A 20,421-nucleotide genomic window follows, 5' to 3' on the forward strand; every position below is an offset into this window, starting at 1 on the left:
AAATTAATCAAATCACTAAAAAATATGTCAAATACACCCGGAAAATCACAAGCGACGTCTTTTCGTCCTACGCAGAATGCAGATGGTATTTCCGAAAACCATCATACAGGTATCAACCGTTTGGTAAAACTTTCCCTTGTCATAGAAGGTAAGATTATCAAGTACTATAAGCATTTTAAGCTTAAACAAAGCACCAGACGACACCATGAATTTACGCTGACACTGGCGCATGATACTCTGGGAGACAGACAGACCCATTCATTGGAAGAGGCCAATAAATTTCTTGGAAAACGGCTTACGGCTGTTATTTCCTATAAAGATATAGACAACAGCCCCGAAAGAACCTTTGTAGGAGTGATTACCGGAGTAGGATTCAGCCAGGAACAGATGAGTTTAGGAAATATTGTCCTTACCGGATACAGTCCTACCATTCTCCTTGATGGAGCTCCCCATATCCAGAGCTTTGGAGGTGCACAGTCTGTAAATGTAGGAATCATTGCCGAAGAAGTGATCAAACAGGGAATTGACAAAAGCCGTTTTGATATCAGGGTAGATGCCAATAACTATTCTCAGATTATCTACAGCAGCCAGTATGATGAAACCCATTACAACTATCTAGCAAGAATGGCTGAAGCTTATGGTGAACAGTTCTACTATGACGGTGAAGTCTTACACTTCGGAAAACTTCCTGCTCAGAACAAACCAATAACCCTTACTTACGGAAGCAGTGCCAATGATATAAAAGTGGAATTGAAAGCTGTACATACCAAGCCGCAATTCTACGGCTACAACAGCAATAAAAATGAAAGACTGACTTCCGGTTCAACACCGATCAAACACGTGGGCGATCTGGCAAAAACAGCATACAGTCATAACGAGTCTATTTATAAAACTCCGGCTTTACAGATGGCTCCCATCAAAGCTGCCACGCACCTTGATGTTGAGTATTCTCAAAAAAGTGCATCAGGAAGCGAAGCTGTCAACGTTTTTTCTGTTTCAGGAAATACAACAGTGCCTTTCTTACATCCGGGCTGTGTAGCAGATGTGCAGATGCGTAAACAGGATTCTAATGAAACCTCCTATTTTACCAGAATCATGATCACAGAAGCCGAACATGAAATTGACACAATAGGTCATTATAATGGAAGCTTTATAGGAATTGCCGCAGACACAGGATTTCTTCCAAAACCGGAATACACCATTCCGAAGGCTGAGCCGCAGACTGCAACTGTAATTTCCAATACGGATCCCGAAGGACAAGGAAGGATACAGGTGAGATTTGACTGGCAGACCAATGATACCACTCACTTTATCCGTATGATGAGCCCTGATGCGGGAGGCACAGATCAGGTTAGCCAAAACCGTGGTTATGTTGCCATTCCTGAAGTAGGAGATCAGGTGATGGTCAACTTTGTTCACAGCCATCCGGACAGACCTTTTGTAATGGGAGGAATGTTCCATGGAGGAATTGCATTAGGAGGTGGTGTAAACAATCACCTTAAGTCAATTCAAACCAGAAGTGGAATCAGAATTTTAATGAATGATGAAGAAGGAAGTGTAACGATACTTGATCCAAGTGGAAATACTTATTTCATGGACGGACAGGGCAATATCAGCATGAAAGCACCTAAAAACTTTACTTTAAATGCAGGGGACAATATCAATATCACCGCAGGAAAAGAAATTTCAATAGGAGCAGGAGCAAGTATTACCAGTACTGCAAACGACAATATTGTTTCCATTGCAGGAAAAGATATGAAACTTACAGCCTCGGGAGATATTACAGAAACTTCCGATACCAGAACGGAAATGATTGAAAAAGAATTCAAGAGACAATCTGAAACATCCAACGAAATAGCTGGTGAAATTTCTATGTTCAGCGAACTGGAAAATATGACCATGCAAAGTGGAAAGATTGTAGAATTCAACAGTGCTGAAAAATCAAAACTTTTCTGATATGGCCATTATAAAGACAGCAACCAATCTGCACATCACGGTTAAAGATTCCTATCATCTGAGTGTAGGAAAAAAGGTGGAGAAAATAGCAAAGAAAATCAATGTGGAAGCACATAAAGCAAATCTGGTTTTAGCAAGTAACAAGAAGATTATGTCCCATGGTCATAAGTAAATATAACCTGCTAATTCTTTTTATATGGTGTTTTTCATTAACGAATTGTCAGAATAAAAAAATGGAAGAAAAATACAGTTGGCTGGGAACCGTTTCTGCCCCACAGGAATATCCGATGGAAGTGTATGAAGGAGCTATTGTTGCCGATGGTTTTACTTACAGCTTTGATGCAATCTGGGGAACACAAAATACAGGATGGGGTAAAGAAGGAGGAACCATGAACGTGACCACCGAAAGAATGAATGCTCCTCATGAGCTGGAATTCACATGGTATTCTCTGGTAGAAAAAAAATTCTATACCGGGAAATGGAACCTGGATAAAGAAAAGATAAAAAGCCTTTTTGACGAAGGATTTGTAGATCAGGACACGAAAAAGAAATCTACTTACAGCTCTTTTGTTGTGGGACTAGCTCCACAAGGAAGAGTAGTGCTTTGGATGAAAGGTGCAGGAAATCAGAAAGAAGTAGGTGCTTTTCAGGCTCATGATACTGTTATTACCAAAGAAAAAGCATACGATAACGCACAGTATATGCTGAAAGAAGGCTTTGCGGACAGAATGTTGAAAGATCCGTCTTATAAGACATTCAAGCCGGAAGTTCGGGAGAAAATTGAAAAAGAAGGATATCCTGCAGCTGATATTTATAACGTATACAGAGAAAAATACAGCTGGAAACCTTCAGTGATTCTTCCGGAAGGTGCAACATGGATAGATTTCGGATTTACCAATTATAACGGTGAGCAGGAAAATCTTTTTGATCAGAGTTTAAAAGCTAATACCTACAAAAGCAGAGCTGTTCCCGGATTCTGTGGTTTTTACTGGAAAGATAAAAACAACAACAGATATGCGGTATGGATAGACTCTTTTGATGACAAAGAAATATTTGATCTGTTTCAAAAATTAGGTAAGGATAAAAACATTGATCTTACCATTAAAGTTAATGAAGACAATACCAAAGTTTTGGTGTTCTTAGAATCTGAAAAAGAAAAGCTGGCTGTTACCAAAGCAAAAATCAGAGTATCCGGAAAGATAGAATGATAATATTCACTCAGTCAATTTAAAAACAAGAACTATGCACAACAATCAATTTGGAAGTTATACACCATCTGTATCCAAAGAGGAAGTACTGGATATTACCATTGGGATTTTTTTTGACGGAACCCTGAATAATAAAACCAATACAGACGAAAGAAAAAAAGGGACGGAGGCTCATAAAAAACATGGCGGAAAAGCTACAGATAATACCAGCTACAATAATGACTGGAGTAATGTAGCCCGTATGTGGGATAATTATGATAAAAACTTCGGTATTTATATAGAAGGTATCGGTACACAGGATAAAGAAGGAGATGCTACGCTGGGCTATGCTTTTGGAACAGGAGAAACCGGGATCAGATCAAAAGTGAGAAAAGGCTGTGAAGAAATCGTAAAAAAGGTGAAAACCATTAAAGCAGAAAAGAAAGCTGATAAAATTGCTGTTCTTACTTTTGATGTATTCGGATTTAGCCGTGGGGCTGCTGCTGCCCGTAACTTTGTATACGAAATTGGAAAAGCAAAATATAAAGCCACTTCACGCACAGTTGCCAATGAAGCTGTTTCAGTGACTACCTACTCAGATGATGACGGAAAAGGTGTTGCTTCGGAAGAACTTCCAAAATGGGGACATTTAGGCCTTAAACTTGAAGAAGCAGGATTAAAGGTCGATGTTTTGAAAGTAAGATTCCTGGGAATTTACGATACCGTTTCTTCCTATTCAAAATATCTGTCACCAGTACCCAATTTCAGCAATGACGTAGAAGAACTGAGCCTTAATGATATTGGAAAAGCTCAGACGGTAGTTCATTTTATTGCAGAAAACGAGCACAGAGAAAACTTTGACCTGACAAGAGTACATATCGGAACGGAAAAAACATTCCCGGGTGTACACTGCGATGTAGGCGGAGCCTATGAAAACGGGCAGGAAACATGGGAAGAAGTTGAAACATCATGGACCACCAGTACCAAATTAAAAGCATTAAAAACAGAGCTTGAAACAGAAGGATGGTACGAAAAAGACCAGCTTACCATTACTCCCGGATTTTATCTTTCACTAAGAGGATCGCGCTATCTGCTGAAGACTTTCAGCTATATTCCTTTACATTTTATGGCAGAATACGGGATTGATAAAAATCTTCCTATAACCATAAAAAAACTGACAGACGATAAATATTCCATTATGGATGATCAATTTTTAATAGGAATAAAAGATCGTCTCAGAACTTACGTAATGGGAGATGGCAAACCTTATTCTTTCAGACATTATAAAGAACTGAGGGACGCCTATGGAGGAAACCAAATTCCGGAAGACCGCCAGACAGCGTATCAGAAAGAAGTAAAAGAACAGGATGATTTAAGATTCCTTCGTCTTCATTACCTTCACTGGTCCGCAAGAAGAGAAAAAATCGGGATGGATCCGAGGCCAAACAGAACAAGAGTTATCCATTAGAATTAAATCTTTAAACAAAAGATATCAGTCAAGAAAGAAATTGAAGCAGGAACATTTTATGCAGAAATATAATATACATACCGTTCAGAAAGATGAAACTTTAAAAAGTATAGCCTCGCTGTACGGGTTGGATAAAGATGCATTAAAACTCTTCCATAATAATCATTGCGCTGTTAAGGATATGATCCTGATCAACCTTAACGGGCAGAAAGAACTTTTTATTCCGAGAACGGCAGTTGCAGATAAAAACAGTCTGGTAAAATTCGGAAGAGGAAACAAACTTGTTTTTCAGCCGGAAACTTCAGTGCGGAAATACAGTGTTGTCATTACCATTGAAAAAGGAGACGCTCGAAGTGAATTAAAATATGAAACATCAGTTCGCTGGCTGAAAACAGATAAAGGACTTTACTTTTTTGAGATAGATAGAACATCCAACCTTTATCTTAATGAAGAAGAAGTTAATGAAATTGCAGATCTGCTGGCGTACAGAACATCTAAAGTTTTATACCCTCTACAGATCAGTATAGATGAACAGGGAAAATTTGGAACAGTAGAAAATGCTGAGGTATTTATTAAAAGATGGCCGGCCGTTAAAGAAGAACTGTATAAAGAATTTGAAGGAGAGACGGTAGACGAATATTGCGGAAAGATTGAAAAAGTAATCAGCCAGCCTGAAGCAATAGATCTTTACCTTAAAAATGATTATTTCATCCGTGCTTTGTTCTTTGGGATATACCAACGTTTCGGATCGGACTATACAACAGAAATGACAGCAACTTTTCCGGTAGTGGATAATGCAATTGAACCCAGATACAAGATCACACTGCAGACAGATCCGCTAAAAGGAGAAACAGACCTGATTACTGTAGAAGGATCAGGAAAATTATATGAAGAAAGAGATATTGATGATTTTATAAGAAGATCACCTTTTTCATTGATTATAGAAGACGAACCGATAATGAATGAAGAAGGAACTTTCAGACTCATAAGCTATTTGAAAGGAGAAACTTCACTTCCGGAATCTCTTTATCTGGAATGCAGTATCATGCTGCAGGAAGAGAAAAAGATTTCAGTATCAGTTTCAGGAATTGATGAAAACTAAATTACCATTTCACTAAAGATAAAATTAATATGGCAGAAAAACATATTGTAGTACAGGGCGCCATGTGCAAATGCCAGTTCGGGCAGGCTCCGGACAAGCTGAAAGTACTTACACACCAAAAAGAATATGCCAATGATAAAAGCGCTTCCAAAAAACTGATCGTTACTACGAAAGAAATAGGAGCAGCTACATTTGAAAAAAATACCTTCGGAAACTGTACCAAAATGGGAGTTCCGCCGCCACCTTGCAAAATCATGGTTACAGAATGGCAGAAGTTTTATGATAAAGTACAGCTCAGCAATGGCGGATATATCATTGTAGAAGACAGCAAAGCCGTATGTGCTGTTGCCGGAACTCCATGCATTGAGATCATAGACCACGGGCAGAGAGCAGAAGCCAGCCAGCAGAACTTTAAAAATGCAGATAAAGACGTCCAGCAGCAGATTAATCCGTTGGTAGATTCCGAAGAAATGTATAACGAGCAGCCTTCGGGAGGAGGTCAGGATGGTGCAATCTAAATGATAAGAAAATGGCAAAAGGCGTAAAAAAAATAAAAGTTGTAAGCGGACTGTATTATCCTAAAATGTCTGTATTAGGGCAAAGGGTAACAATAAAACCTGACCAATGGGTGCAGTTTGGTATTGACGAATGGCTGCCGGGCACTACAGATGCAGATAAAAAGAAACCTCTTATCTGGATGAGGCAGAACAGCAACAGGAAAATTATTATCAATCAGGTATCCTCTGCGGGCGGGTATAAATTTTTAATAGATAAACAATACTGCGGAAGTTATCAGTTCTATATAGAAGCCAGTCTTTCAGGAGTAAGAGATACTAAAAATAACACAGGCTTGTATGTGAAAGGCTGGTGTGAGCCCAAAATTGTAAGCAGTAAATGGTCCACACAAAGAAACAGTAAAAGCATCAAAAATAATAAAAAGGTCGAATATATTTCCTACGGACATATTGTACACCTGAACCTGATGACGGAAGGTCTGAATGGAAATACACTTATTATTGAGCTGTGGAACCGCCAAACTGCCAAAAAAGATAAGCAGATATGTGTATATACTGATGTACAGGTAATAGATGGTGAAGTGAACCTGAAAATAGAAAACACCTATTCCTGGATGGCGCATGTAGATTATATTGTAAACGTAGAGGAATTTTATATTAAAGTAAAAGATGCCGCGTCAAAGCAATATATCAAAGATAGATTGGGGGATGATCTTCATGCCATCTATCTGAATGTGAAAAATAAAATAGTCACAACCAATACCAATGGAGCCCAGAACCAGACTCCAACGAAAGTATATAAGCCGGATGTAAATGCAGTCAGACTTGAACCCTGTAAATTTGAAGTCATCAAAATTACAGAAAGTGAAATAAAAGATGGCAAAGCCAACAATACAACAGCTACAGTCTTTAAAAACGGAGACGGTGTAAAACAGATAAAATCCGCTGCATTACAGGAACATATTCAGAGAACGATCTTTTATAAATTTGATTCAACAGTCATTGATAAAGATGGAGTGGCTATACTGAATAATGTACTCAAATTCCTTCTCGAACACAAAGATGCTACCATGAATCTCAGTGGCTATGCCTGCGTTATAGGAAAAGAAAATTACAACAAAGGACTTTCACAAAGAAGGGCAGATGTTGTCAAAAAATTCTTTGCAGACGGAGGGTTAGATCCAAGAAGAATCATTTCAGTAGGAAAAGGAGAAGTAGATCCTACCGATGATAAAATGGGAAGAGATAATATCAAATACAAAAATGAGAAAGACTACGAAAACAACCGTAGAGTAGACATTTCATTCGTATTCAATGCTCATGATGCCCAGACAATCAATTATGCTGTAGTAGCTCCTACTTCAGCCACTAAAAAAGAACTCATTATTGATGTTACAGGATTTGATACCAACAGCTGTTTCAGAGATACCAAAAACAAGCATAAAAAAGAAATTTATATCGTAGACGTAGGGCAGGCAATAGATAAAGGAGATACAAAGAAAAGTTTCCAGACTCCATCATTCCCTTATGAAGTCTATGCTCCGCTGAGCAGGTATAATTTTGGAGGAGGAGTTGGGTTTGATGCCCAATCAATGACCGTTATGCAATATATCTGGCCTGCATCTTCCAGCCCGAATCAGTTTCATATGCACGTACATACCTGCAGGTATTACAGCAATGAGAAAAGAACTACGGTATTAATAAAAGCATATCCGGATATAAAGTGGAGATTCGCCTTTTTTATCAATCTGAGCAACAGCTTAAGTATAAAATGGCAGAAAATGACTCCCGACAAGCATAAAGAACTTCGAAGTAAGGCATTAAGCCTTGCCAATGAAGAGAAAGGAAAATACACAGATGTAGAATTCGGAGTGGAGCTTAAGGCCTCTTATGACAAACAAAAAGATGGAAGCTATTATTGTAAGCCGGAGCTTACTCTGAAATATAAAGATAAGATCAGTAAACTCTTCTCTATTATTTCTTCCGTTAAAAAAATGTCGCAGGGAATCACATCACAGACAAAAGGTGTGGTGTCCAAAGGAGTAGGAAGAAAGCTGCCATTTGAAATAAAATTAAATGCTCCCGCATTATATTTTGGAGCAGAATGGGAAGCAGATGTGAACGAAGCTCATTCTGATATAGGGACAAAACTGATGCTCTTCATTGAAGCAAAACCTTTGGTTGAGCTGGCCATTGTTTTTGACCTTTTGGCTTTAATTGTTCAGGCAGGAGTTGCTGTAGCGACGGCCGGAACAGGAAATGCGCTCGCTCTTGAAATCTTCAATATGGTAAGAGAATGGGCAAGCAAAGGATATGAAACGGAACATGTAGTTATCAATTTTAAAATGTACATTGATCTTGAAGTAAAAGGAAAAGTAGACGGTGTTATCGATGGTTCATTCAGTACTGTGAAAGACGGAGCGGAGGTCAATTTTGATCTGAGCTCCAATATAACCGTTGAATTAAAATCCGGACTCGAGTTAAAAGGAATGTTTGTGGTCATCGGAACTACAAAAAAACCAGAACTGGAAGGACACATAGAAGGAAAACTAACTGCAGGAGCAACAATGGGAATTACTTCAGGGCATAAATTAAAATATGATTCCACAGCCGGAATTTATTATATTCCGAGTTTAAGTATAGACCCTTGTGTAGGAACAGTAGTGGTCATGGTAAAAGCCGGATTTACCTATAAAAAAGTAAGCTCAGACTGGACTCCGGTAAATTATAACAGAACCCGTACATTTTTTGACGGATTTGATATCATGAAATATTTAGCAGAACTAGCAGGTTATGACAACAAAATGTTACTTTGGGAAAAAAAGAAAAATTAAAAATATGTTTATACTTTTAATCATATCTCTGTTTATATCATCATGCAGTACAGCAAAAGAAGATTTATCTACTATTCTTTTCCCTGTAAAAAAAGAAAAAATTGTAAGTGGTGCAGACTATACAGAGAAGAAATCCATATTAGATGAAAAGCTTACTGCCTATCAGATAAAAGATATGAATACTTTTAGCTTGTATGGACAGACTTTTGCAAATGAAATTGGAAGCAACTCTGCAGCCTATGCAGGAAAAAATTATCTTGAGCTTCTAGGAGATGCAAAAGATATAAACGGCTATAAAATCCATCTGTACACACAGAAGGAAAGCGAAAAACTGGAAAAACTCCTTCTTGATAAATTAGGAAAACCGGCTTTCGATAAAGGAAACGAAACAGAAAGGAATATCATCTGGGAAACCTCCGGAAAGCTATATATTCTCAATAGTGGAAATGCCGAAATACAAGGAGAAAAAACAAAAGAATCGGATCTGTTGTGTTTAAATACTAACTTTACCACACTGATCATTAATGCTACTCAGGCTACAAAATATTCTGAATACTTAAAATTCAGAATAAAAAACAATAAGAAGGTAGAAAATTACCCTTATAGTGTATATAGTAAAGAACAAAATTAAATAAAAAGTTGAATGAAAAAGATCGTTATATGCCAAATTGTTTTGAGCTTTGTTCTCATGAACTGTCAGGAAAAAGGAACAGGTAAATCTGCTTCCCAGACAGCCAATACCAACGTTATAAATAAAACAGCAAACAACACACAGGGAAAAATGGATTTTAAAGATCTGAAATTCGGAACCAATGGAGAAGAGGTACTCAAAGGAGTTGGATTAACTGCTAATGACAATGCTTCAGGTGATTTTAATACCTCGGTGGATTATGTTGAATTTCAATTTCCAAAAGATAAAAACCTGAACCTGTCGTTGTTTAATAACGCCCTGCAATCGGCTGCGGATGACGTTTCCGTTTTTTATTCAAAGAATGATAAGAAAGTATGGTGCTACGAAATGGTACTTCAGAACAACCCCAATACAGATGCCATTCTGAGTGCTATTGAAAAAAAAGCAGGTCATAAAGCAGACTTTTCAGATAAAAAAGTAAATACAAAAGAAAGGCCTATTTTCCTTGATGAAAACGGAGAATTCAAAACAGATCACATAGAAGAAACAATACAGGTCTGGGAAGATAAAGAAGCAAAAACAACTTTCTTTACCATCCATACCGTTAATCTTTCTAAGAAACCCAATGAAAATACATTGAAGATTTTTGCTTTAGATAAAACCAGCCCAAAATATAAAGAATGGGTTTCTTACCGCAGTCTCGATATGTTTTACAATAAATAACCACAATAATGGCTAAAGAACCTTACTACACCATTGATTTTACTGCTGTTTATTGCAAATTTGAAGTTCTGGTGAATGACATTCCCGTTATCGCTCTGGAAACCGAAGGACAAATGTCTCCCAACGTTCCTGTTAATTTCGGAATAAACAGTTCCGGTGAACAGAAAATTGAGATTAAGCTTCTGCCGGTTACAGGAGAACAGCATATAGATTCAAGAACAGCATTTCAATATACCATCAAATTATTTGATGTTTTCAATGATCAATTTGTTCACGAAAAAGATTGTGGTAATTTTCAGTTTTCAGAAAAAGAAACTGCAAAAAAACTACCTTCACTAAACCATAAATCATCCTTTCAGGCTGAAATTCCTTATGAAATGATGAGCTGGGAACAAAGCCGTGATCTGCTGTCCATTTCAAAAGATAATTCTTACCTTGGTACCAAACTGGATTCAGCATACAAAAAAATAAGCAGTCTTATCAGCTCAAGGCAGTATGAATCTTACTTTGAAATGATAAAGAACCGTGAAAAAAATATGGCTTTATCCATGTATTTAAGCGATGCAGATGCGAAAGCAAGACTGAACAGCTTATTAGAAGATTTTAATAATGGCTTTGCAATGATGCCGTTACCGGAAGACAGGATTTTGAAAATCTATGGCAATGGAAAACTGGCAACCTATAAAAAACTGAACGGAGAACCCGCATTTTTCCTTTATAAAGAACAAACCGGTGAAGAATTAATGCTGGAGCTGATGTTTCATATTCCACAAGGAAAAGAAGAATTTGAAGTCATTTAAAAAAGAAATACGGGAATAATATTCAGATATTTCTACAGGGTTTTAGAATAGAATAAAGGGGAGTGAAAAAAGGAAGACCATACATTATATATAGCATTTTAGGAATAATAGCGGCGTGCTTTATTTATTTTATTCTGTGGGTTATTTTTAAAGATAAAATGCCGCTGCATGAATATGCTTTTGAAATCGCCAATAATTATGACAGCTATGCGGAAAAGGCAATAATTATTATTCCTTTAGTGGTTTTTATTCTGATCTTTATCACTTTAATGAAACCCAGTGCCGGAAAACGTTTTTTACGTTTACAGTCATCACTCCCAACTTCAAAAATCCATTCGGTAGCAAAAGGACTGGCAGAGATTGAAGGAACATTGGTGATGAAAACCTCTTTATCCTCACCAGTGAAGAATGAAGTCTGCATCGGATATTATTATACCATTGAGGATATCGACAGAGATTCTGACGGCAAAGAAAGCTACAGAACGATTCATCGGGAAACCCAATGCAGTATTTTCCAGATTAAAGATGATACTGGCACGATAGAGGTAGAACCTGAAGGAATAGAGCTGGTTTTATTAGAAGAAACCAATGTAAGCAGTCATAGCGGTAAAAGGTACAAAGAAACGCTTTTAAAAGATGGTCAGAAGATGCTGTTGGTAGGCTATGCCGATTCCAGAAACGGAACACCTTTCATGAGAAAAGATGAACATTATAAAGTCCTTGGGATTACTTCGTCATCAGGCATCACGGTTTGGAACAAATACCAGCCATTGCTGAAGTCATTTATGTTTACCTGCTCCATCATCCTTTTAATAATTATTTATATACTTACACAATAATGAATCAGACGGTCGCAATCATATTACTTATTCTGCTGGGAGTAGTTATCATCAGTTTTCTAATAAATCTTTATAACAAGCTGGTTATGCTTAAATTTAATGTTGATAAAGCCTATGGTAATATTGATGTAGTGCTGAAACAGCGTGCAGATGAGATCCCCAATCTTGTTACAGTTGCCAAACACTTTATGAACTATGAGGAAAAGCTCCTTGCCCGCCTTACAGAGCTCAGGACCTTTTATAATAACAGTACTGATGCAGATAAAAGAACAGAGATTGCCAATGAAACCTCAAAAGCACTTTCTTCATTCTTTGCTGTTTCAGAAAACTATCCCGAACTGAAGTCTAATAATAATTTCCTTGAACTGCAGAAAAGAATTTCCGATCTGGAGAACAAAATAGCAGACAGAAGAGAATTTTTTAATGACAGCGTTAACCTTTATAACATCGGAATTCATGAATTTCCCAATGTGATACTGGCGAAAATGTTAGGCTATAAAGACAAAACTTTACTGGAAATCACAAACGAAGAAAAACATTATGACGGGGTTCAGTTTTAATACCTTTTTCGGATTAGAAGATAAAATAGTAGATTACCCGGAAGTAACCATTTTCGGAGCTATGTTTCTGCCGCTTTTGTTGTTTATTCCAGTTGCCGTTATAGGATGGATTTTCAGAAAGCTTAAATTCAGCATGTATATCGTTCATGTATTCATGTATACTTTGCTTTTTACATTTATAGTAGGGGCAATTACAATATTTATCCTTTTTTTTATTACCGATAAAAATGGAGTAAAACTAGCCTATTGCTGGCTTACGGTACTCGCGGGAATGTTTTTTTTCAGTCTGATTAATGCCAATACAATTACTAAAATGTTTACCGATTGGTCTAAAATGATTAAAGAAAAACAAAATCAGTAATTTTGGAAAAAACATTTAACATGATGAAAAAAGTAAGAGTACTGGTATTAATTTTTGTAGTATTGATCAATATCTGTTGTGGAAATAAATCATTTGACCTGTCATCAGTTTCCTTAGGTAATGATGCAAAGAAGTATGATTTTGAAAACAAAGATTTATTTATGAAAGATGCTGCAAAGGCAGATATCATTCAATACTATGCTGATGGAAACAAAGGAGTGACGTATGGGAATATACCCTTAGACAATACGATGGGTACAAGAATTACCGTATACAAAGGGAAAGTAGGAGCTGTAGATACCAATGCATCCGAAAAATACTCTTTGGAATTTGTAGAAAAAATAGTAAAAAAACATGGAAATCCTACAGCTTCTATTACTGATAAAGCTACCGTAGATGCCAAACTTGTAAAACCAATTTTTGAAAAGCTGAAAAAACTTTCTCCCGAAAAAGTGTCATGGGACCAAAATCAAAAAAATACCTTTACTTACCCAACTTCTTTCTTCTGGGATGATGGTAAAAATTATTGCATACTCAGTATCTCCATTGAAGATGATGGTAAAATAAGAAATAAATACATTTCCGTTACGAAAGACGCGTATCGTGATAATGCTGTATTTGGATTGAAATATCCAACACCTCCGGCTTCTCCGTGGTATAAATACATGAACTAAAAGTCATTGAGAGTAAAGTAAAAATAAAGGTATAAATGTACTTCCGCGATCCAGGAGGCTTACCATAATAAATGTTGTTTTTGGATTAAAATGTTCTACATCTCAAGAGTCTCCGTAGATAAGTATATGAATTAAAATGCAGACCAGGAGATGAAAAACAAGAGAATAACAAATAAAAAACAGATTCCGGATACTTGAATCTCCTTTTTTCTGTTTTAATATTGATAACCGCATACTAACACTAACATTATGAAAAGATTGAAATATATAGTACTATCAATGATCTGTTGGGGATTTGCTTCATGCGGCCATCAGAAAAATAAAGAGACTGAGGCTTTGGTTGAAACACAGGGAAGTACACAGACAGAACCCTTTAATCTTGCCAAAATTACTGTAGGTCAAAATATTAATGAAATTTTGAAATCTGCTGGAGCAACAGCCAAAGAAGCAGTACGTACCAGTGAGGTTACCCTTATCGGAAATGAAAAACTGGCTTTTTCATCAAAAGAACTATTACATTTCAACGGAATAGATCTGGAAGGAAAGAATAATAAAAACATCAACAAAGTAATTTTACATTTTGGAAAGGTTGATCAGGAAATTGGTCCTCTTGCCAATGAAAAAGAAGACGAATTGGGAATGTATCAGCTTGATATTTATACAGAGCAGGAAAAAACTGCGCTTTTGGATAATCTGAACAAAACACTTCAGAAACCCAGCTTTGATACCATACGTGAAGGTTTTGAATCAGAAGTTAGAGATGATGAAATCATCCAGACTCATAATAAACTCAGACAGGAAGTAGCAATCTGGAGAAGCAAAGATTTACTCTATTATTACTGCGAAACCAAAATAGATAACAGACCGGACGAATACCGCTGCAATCTCTTTGTATTCAAAAATAAAGAATGGAAAGATCTTCTGAAAGGATCAGGATATCCGGATCTCGATAAAATCTCTCTGAATTAATTGAATTAAGATAAGAACAAACAAAAAAATAAAACATTCGCTTAGTCAGGTCAGCTTGCTGATTCCTCTTTGCCCTCTAAAATAAAATATTATAAAAATAAAACCTTTGCGTTAAAAACATTAGCTCAATCAGCAAAATCAGCGATAGTTTAAAAAACACAAAATGCCGGTCTAAAAAGACCGGCATTTTTTATATTAAATCAGTACTTGAATTATTTTACAAGGAACTGCATTGTAACCTGATCCAGTTTCAGAATATAAACTCCCTGACCAAGATTTATGGTTTTAATAGAATTTCCATTTCTGAAAGGCTGATTAATTGTCTGAAGAACTTTCCCCTGAAGAGTGTAAATTTCAGCTTTTTTTACCTTCTGAAGATCTCCTTTTACAAAAATCTCCTGGTTGGTAATAGGATTCGGAGAAATTTTAAAACTGTTAGAAGTAGTTTCTGCAGCTGTATTTTGAGCTATTCTTGCACTTGATCCGGAATAGCATGTCCATGAAAGGTCATCAATGGCAACTCTGTTACTTGATGAATTATTAACCAGACTTACCACTACATTCCCGGAAATATTGATATTGCTGATGGTAGTAGTTGTAGATGAAGTGCTGTAAGGAATAGTTCCTACCGTTGTTCCGTTTACTTTTACATCAAAAGTACCATTTGTTCCTGAGAATTTAAGTTGTGTAGTGACTGTTAAAGAGCCGATACCGTTTGCAGAACTGCCGGAAGTTAAAGAACCGTTTCTTACCGTAATAGCTTTATTGTTAAGAGTCTGATCAGTTCTTGCATCCGTTGCTGTCCAGGAGATACCACCGTTGCTCCATGTTTTGGTTGAATAAGTAGAGCTGGCTGCTGGAATTGTTTCAAAACTTTCATTCGCACAGCTTGTTCCTGGATTTGTATTTCCTGCATCGGTAGTACCGGAAACCGTAGAACTGTTTGATGATGAATTTCCTGCTGCATCTTTTGCTACAACATAAAAGCTGTAAGAAGTAGAAGGAGCAAGTCCTGAAATTGTTGTTGAGGTTGAGCTTACCGTAGTTTTCAGATTTCCATCCATATAAACATTGTAAGCTGTTACTCCTACATTATCTGTAGAGGCATTCCAGGCAAGAGAAATACTGCTGGAAGTTTTTCCTGAAACATTCAGTCCTGTTGCTGCAGTAGGTGCCTGAGTATCACCTGAAGGCTGCTGAGAACCCCAGATAAGATTTACATAATTCGGATTATCAATAAATGGATTTCTGTTACCCTGGAAAGTATAAGAGGCATTATTTCTTTTGATCTCAGCCTGAGAAACCGGATCCTGATTATGCCATGCCAGAAGAACATTCAGTTCCCATGTCTGTAATCCCGGGAATGTAGAACTTCCTAACATATTTCCTGATGAGAAAGTAGAAAGTTTACTCTGATAACGGGTTACAAAATAGAAAATCATACGCGCCACATCTCCTTTAAACTCATCAATCGGCTCAAAAACCGTTCCCGAATATCCTGAAGAGACTGACGTTCCAAGCTTTGAACCATTCAGTGAAGTAAAAGAGGCGCTTCCTACCTTTCCGAAAGGATAATTACTTCTCATTCCGTTTACTTTCCCATCTGTCGCTCTGATAAAGTGAATATCTGCAACCATGGGAGAAGCCTGATTGAAAAGACTTTGAGGAACAATATGTTCTCTGTTATAGCAATTTCCTTCAGTAGAATACGTTCCACACTGGTTGGTTCCCGGAGTATACTTGTAAGGGTCTGTGCCTGCAGGCTTTTCAGAATAGATATCAAGAATAGAACCATCATTTTCATAATCCTTATCTATGTCAGTAGTTTTATAACCGGTCCAAAGTCCACTGTATCCTTTGTCCATATGACCGCTGGTGATAATGCTGCTTAATTCAGTTTTCAGTGCTGCGCCACTCAGTCCGTTGGCAGAATTGTAGTATCCTGCAGGAGCCTGAGCGTGGGCAAGTCCTGCAAATACAGAGAATAAAATGATTTTTTTCATATTAATACAAGTTTCAGCAAGAATACTACATTTTTTGTGAATAAGAAATTACAAAATAGTTAATTTTAAATGCACTGCATGTAATACGTAATGAATGCGGAGTTCCGGGTTTTGAATTTTATATTTTGGATTATACATTTTAATATTTTCTATACTCAATAGGAGTGGGCTTTAGCTCACTCATCAAATAAACCAACAATTTATCTGGCTTTAGCCAAAACTTAAAACTTAATGACCAAACTCATAAAAAATCCAAAAAAAGCATCTGTGGAAATCTGTATTATCTGTGGGAAAAACAGAATCATCACTCATAAAAAAAGCCAGTACAAAAATACCGGCTTATATAATGAATGACTTAAATTTTATTTTCTTTGTGGCGGATAATTTTTCATAATCTCAGCCATAATTTCCGGAATTTGTCTCTGTTTTGCTTTTGGAGAATCTACAGAAATTCCGCTTCCGATACCCTGCCAAACCAATTTGTTGGTTTTTGCATCAATAAGGTCTACAATCAGTGCACCTTCATTATAATTTGAAGTCCACGTTCTGCTCATTCCAACACCCCATCCGAATGGTCCGCCCCATCCCCACATTCCGTAAGGTGAAGAAGAATTGATATCAGTAATCTTTTTATGATTAGCTTTTACGTTGATAATCAGATCAGGGCTTTCTCCAGACTGAAGTCCTTTGCTCTGAAGCTGTCTTGACAGTTCATTCAGCACTCTGTCTTTATCAATATCATTCAATTTTAGATCATCAATTCTTATTTTATAAGTTTTGAAAGAATTGAAATTGGCGGTTTCAGCATAATCTGAACGTACCTGAAAAGGGCTACAAGAAGTTAAACCTAAAGTAGCTGATGCCAACAAAATAAAAATATATTTTTTCATTTTATTTATTTTTTTTATCATTTTTAATGAATGTATCAGTCTTTTTATCGTACCCGTAAGGACAGTGTCTGCAGCCGCTTTTACAGCAATAACCTCTTTTCAGATGAAATTTTTCTGTAAAAACCTTGTACCCCTGTTCATTATAGTAGAAGTCTTCACCTTCTTTGATGTCATAATGGGCCATAAGTTAAATGCTAGTCAAAAAACTTTTTATATTTGTTACTATGATAATTGTATGCCAAAAGCCTTTAAAAAAATTAAAAATTAATGGCATTGCTCTCTTTCCCTTTATCTTCATTAGGAAACCCGAAGATAAGGAAAATAATGTTTTGATCAATCACGAAAAAATCCATTTACGCCAACAATGGGAAATGCTTATTATTTTCTTCTATATTTTCTATGTCATTGAATATTATTATTGGTTTTTCAAGCTGAAAGACGGCTATCTGGCTTACAGAAGAATCTCATTTGAAAGAGAAGCCTACACCAATGAAAATAATCTGAATTATTTGAAGAAAAGAAAATTCTGGAACTTCAGGAAATATCTGTAGAGTTATTTGCCAGTTTCGGGATTCGAGATTTCATTCTTAAGGATTTGGGGTTCGTGGTTCAAGTTTCTGGATTCTGTTTTTTTGGGAAGATCAATTTCGATTTTCTTTATATTCAATAGGAACGGGCTTTAGCCCGTTTATCAAATAAACTCAAATTCATTTGGCTTTAGCTGAAACCTAAAAAAATCAAACCACCATCTGTGAAAATCTGTGTGATCCGCGTGAAAGATCTAAACATAATTACTCATACAGCCAGAAACCTCCGGAAGAATAAATCTTTTCCTACTTTTGTAAAGAATAAACCTTGAGCTGCTAAAAACTGAAATGCTATTACAACTTCCCACAGAACCTGTTTCCATTCAGGAAATTCCCATTCATAAAAATGTAAAACTCTTCATTAAAAGGGAAGACCAGATTCATCCGCTGATTTCAGGTAATAAATACTGGAAACTGTTTTATAATGTCAACCACTATCTGGAAAGAAATCCGGATAAACCTTATATTATTACTTTTGGAGGCGCTTTTTCCAACCATATTGCTGCGGTTTCAGCCGTAGGAAATTTGGCAGGTATTCCAACATTGGGAATCATCAGAGGAGAAGAACTGCAGCATAAGTGGCGTGATAACCCTACCTTACTTTTTGCCAAAAGAAATGGAATGAATCTGAAATTTGTCACCCGCGAAGAATACCGCCATAAAGAAAAACTGACAGAATTCCTTCATCAGGAGTTTCCCGATGCACTGATAGTACCCGAAGGAGGCACCAATGAAGAGGCTGTGGAAGGGGTGAAAATGATGCTCAATGAACAAACAAAAGATTTTGACTATCTTTGCACCGCAGTCGGAACCGGAGGAACCATTGCGGGAATTTCAAAATTTAGTGAAGACAATCAGAAAGTTATAGGATTTAAGGTTGTAGATGATGCTTCACTGGAAAATAGAATTTTTGAATTAACTTTGAGACATAATTTTAATCTAATAGATTCATGTTTTGGAGGTTACGGTAAAATAAATGATGGAAACATCCGTTTTATCAATGATTTCAAAGAGAAGTATGGTATTCCTTTAGAACCGATATATACAGGAAAAATGATGGAGAAAGTTTTTGAACTGATTGAAGATGATTATTTTCCTGAAAACAGCAGGATTTTGTGCTTTCACACTGGTGGATTACAGGGGATTGAAGGAGCTAATCTGCTTTTGGAAAAACAGAATAGAAATTTAATTATATAAGTAAAATTGAAAAACATGAAAAGACTTTTCCTAACCATAAGCCTTTTAGTTTTATCAAAATTTTCTGCCCAAACTTGGGCAACCGAAGATCAGTATATTCAGAAGTTTGCTAAATATGCCGTAGAAGAAATGGAAAAATATAAAATTCCGGCTTCTATTACCCTTGCCCAGGGATTATTGGAAACCGGGGGCGGGCAAAGCAGATTAGCACAGGAAGGTAAAAACCACTTCGGTATAAAATGTAAAGAAGACTGGACCGGTAGAACGATGAAACATACCGATGATGCACCCAATGAATGCTTCCGTGTGTATGACGATCCAAGACAGTCTTATGAAGACCATTCTATATTCTTATCCACAAGAAAATATTATGCAAACCTCTTCAAACTGGATATGAAAGATTACAGAGCGTGGGCAACCGGTTTAAAAAAGGCGGGTTATGCTACCAATCCACGTTATGCTTCAATTCTTATTACCAAAATTGAAAAGTACAAGCTATATGAATTCGACAATACCAGTTCTAATGAGGTATTGTACGCTGTACTTAAAATGTATCCGGATCTGAAAGACGACAGAACTTTCATGGCACAGCTGGACCCTTCAAAAGCTGTTAAAAAAGCTAAAGACCCGGTTACCGTAGAAGTTCCTTACAAACAGACTTCTTACGCACAACAGCAAAAAAGAGTGGAAAGAATCAAAACGAAAGCTGAAATTCTTAATTCCATTCTTATTAAAAGCCATCCGAATGACGGGCTGAAATATATTGTAATTCCTGAAGATACTGATGTGAAATTCATTGCTAATAAATTCAAAGTCAGCGAAAGCAGACTGATAAAATGGAATGAACTGGAAGGCGAAACCTTAAAGAAAAATGATATTGTTTTTCTGGAATCAAAAAATTCTACAGGAAATACAGCTACTTATAAAGCAGAATCTGGAGAAGATATGCATGATATCGCTCAGAAATTCGGAATCAAATTAAATAAACTTTATGCTAAAAACAGAATGGATGAAGGACAGCAGCCATCTGCAGGACAGTTGATTTATTTGATAGACAAAAAACCACGAAACTAATTTAATTTTTTTGTTGAGAGTTTACCGTTGACAGTTAAATGCCAACCAGCA

The 20,421-nt window shown here is 36.6% G+C and carries 21 protein-coding genes; 18 read left to right on the plus strand and 3 right to left on the minus strand.

Annotated features, from left to right (window positions below; all coding sequences use genetic code 11):
• Positions 1–24: 24 nt before the first annotated feature.
• From SFA27_RS05755 to SFA27_RS05825, 15 genes are all read left to right on the plus strand, one after another.
• Positions 25–1,956 carry a type VI secretion system Vgr family protein gene (locus SFA27_RS05755; protein ID WP_264517223.1) on the plus strand — a complete coding sequence of 644 codons (1,932 nt, stop codon included), beginning with the start codon at positions 25–27 and terminating at the stop codon, positions 1,954–1,956.
• Position 1,957: 1 nt separating this feature from the next.
• Positions 1,958–2,128, plus strand: a complete 171-nt coding sequence (locus SFA27_RS05760; protein ID WP_264517224.1) for a hypothetical protein — start codon at positions 1,958–1,960, stop codon at positions 2,126–2,128.
• Positions 2,129–2,189: 61 nt separating this feature from the next.
• Positions 2,190–3,164 (plus strand): DUF2931 family protein, encoded by a 975-nt coding sequence (locus SFA27_RS05765; RefSeq protein WP_407296959.1) that lies wholly within the window; start codon positions 2,190–2,192, stop codon positions 3,162–3,164.
• 34 nt (positions 3,165–3,198) lie between these two features.
• Positions 3,199–4,611, plus strand: coding sequence for a phospholipase effector Tle1 domain-containing protein (locus SFA27_RS05770; protein WP_407296961.1), 1,413 nt, complete (start codon positions 3,199–3,201; stop codon positions 4,609–4,611).
• A gap of 58 nt (positions 4,612–4,669) precedes the next feature.
• Positions 4,670–5,713, plus strand: a complete 1,044-nt coding sequence (locus SFA27_RS05775) for a hypothetical protein (protein WP_407296963.1) — start codon at positions 4,670–4,672, stop codon at positions 5,711–5,713.
• 29 nt (positions 5,714–5,742) lie between these two features.
• Positions 5,743–6,231, plus strand: a complete 489-nt coding sequence (locus tag SFA27_RS05780; protein WP_047378635.1) for a DUF4280 domain-containing protein — start codon at positions 5,743–5,745, stop codon at positions 6,229–6,231.
• Positions 6,232–6,242: 11 nt separating this feature from the next.
• Entirely contained in the window at positions 6,243–9,062 is a 2,820-nt protein-coding gene (locus SFA27_RS05785; protein ID WP_407296966.1) for an OmpA family protein, read from the plus strand.
• A 4-nt stretch (positions 9,063–9,066) separates the two neighbouring features.
• The gene (locus SFA27_RS05790) at positions 9,067–9,693 is read left to right on the plus strand and encodes a hypothetical protein (RefSeq protein WP_407296968.1); all 627 of its coding nucleotides are present in this window, start codon (positions 9,067–9,069) and stop codon (positions 9,691–9,693) included.
• Between the two features lie 12 nt (positions 9,694–9,705).
• Complete coding sequence (locus SFA27_RS05795; protein ID WP_407296970.1) at positions 9,706–10,416, plus strand: hypothetical protein; 711 nt, start codon at positions 9,706–9,708, stop codon at positions 10,414–10,416.
• An 8-nt stretch (positions 10,417–10,424) separates the two neighbouring features.
• Complete coding sequence (locus SFA27_RS05800) at positions 10,425–11,216, plus strand: hypothetical protein (protein WP_047378631.1); 792 nt, start codon at positions 10,425–10,427, stop codon at positions 11,214–11,216.
• A 62-nt stretch (positions 11,217–11,278) separates the two neighbouring features.
• Entirely contained in the window at positions 11,279–12,055 is a 777-nt protein-coding gene (locus tag SFA27_RS05805) for a hypothetical protein (RefSeq protein WP_407296972.1), read from the plus strand.
• Positions 12,056–12,141: 86 nt separating this feature from the next.
• Positions 12,142–12,615, plus strand: coding sequence for a LemA family protein (locus SFA27_RS05810; RefSeq protein ID WP_407296974.1), 474 nt, complete (start codon positions 12,142–12,144; stop codon positions 12,613–12,615).
• On the plus strand, positions 12,596–12,976 hold the full coding sequence (locus SFA27_RS05815) for a hypothetical protein (RefSeq protein WP_047378628.1): 381 nt from the start codon (positions 12,596–12,598) through the stop codon (positions 12,974–12,976). Before SFA27_RS05810 ends, SFA27_RS05815 begins: the two co-directional genes overlap by 20 nt.
• 20 nt (positions 12,977–12,996) lie before the next feature.
• The gene (locus SFA27_RS05820) at positions 12,997–13,650 is read left to right on the plus strand and encodes a hypothetical protein (protein WP_407296976.1); all 654 of its coding nucleotides are present in this window, start codon (positions 12,997–12,999) and stop codon (positions 13,648–13,650) included.
• A 249-nt stretch (positions 13,651–13,899) separates the two neighbouring features.
• Positions 13,900–14,619, plus strand: a complete 720-nt coding sequence (locus SFA27_RS05825; RefSeq protein WP_407296978.1) for a hypothetical protein — start codon at positions 13,900–13,902, stop codon at positions 14,617–14,619.
• 212 nt (positions 14,620–14,831) lie between these two features.
• Here SFA27_RS05825 and SFA27_RS05830 read toward each other — a convergent pair whose 3' ends face one another.
• The 3 genes from SFA27_RS05830 to SFA27_RS05840 form a co-directional block, all read right to left on the minus strand.
• A complete protein-coding gene (locus tag SFA27_RS05830) occupies positions 14,832–16,622 on the minus strand; it encodes an endonuclease (protein WP_407296980.1) in 1,791 nt (596 codons plus the stop codon).
• A 362-nt stretch (positions 16,623–16,984) separates the two neighbouring features.
• Positions 16,985–17,512 (minus strand): DUF4136 domain-containing protein, encoded by a 528-nt coding sequence (locus SFA27_RS05835; protein ID WP_264517235.1) that lies wholly within the window; start codon positions 17,510–17,512, stop codon positions 16,985–16,987.
• A gap of 1 nt (position 17,513) precedes the next feature.
• Positions 17,514–17,696 carry a DUF5522 domain-containing protein gene (locus SFA27_RS05840; protein WP_007842321.1) on the minus strand — a complete coding sequence of 61 codons (183 nt, stop codon included), beginning with the start codon at positions 17,694–17,696 and terminating at the stop codon, positions 17,514–17,516.
• Between the two features lie 40 nt (positions 17,697–17,736).
• On the opposite strand from SFA27_RS05840, the gene SFA27_RS05845 reads away from it, so the two are divergent.
• From SFA27_RS05845 to SFA27_RS05855, 3 genes are all read left to right on the plus strand, one after another.
• Positions 17,737–18,063 carry a hypothetical protein gene (locus tag SFA27_RS05845; protein WP_264517236.1) on the plus strand — a complete coding sequence of 109 codons (327 nt, stop codon included), beginning with the start codon at positions 17,737–17,739 and terminating at the stop codon, positions 18,061–18,063.
• Positions 18,064–18,387: 324 nt separating this feature from the next.
• Positions 18,388–19,296 carry a 1-aminocyclopropane-1-carboxylate deaminase/D-cysteine desulfhydrase gene (locus SFA27_RS05850; RefSeq protein ID WP_407296983.1) on the plus strand — a complete coding sequence of 303 codons (909 nt, stop codon included), beginning with the start codon at positions 18,388–18,390 and terminating at the stop codon, positions 19,294–19,296.
• A gap of 15 nt (positions 19,297–19,311) precedes the next feature.
• Entirely contained in the window at positions 19,312–20,370 is a 1,059-nt protein-coding gene (locus SFA27_RS05855; protein ID WP_047378622.1) for a glucosaminidase domain-containing protein, read from the plus strand.
• The last annotated feature ends 51 nt before the right edge of the window (positions 20,371–20,421 follow it).

It is taken from the genome of Chryseobacterium sp. HR92, from assembly GCF_045689405.1.
In the GTDB taxonomy this organism is placed as follows: Bacteria; Bacteroidota; Bacteroidia; order Flavobacteriales; family Weeksellaceae; genus Chryseobacterium; species Chryseobacterium viscerum_A.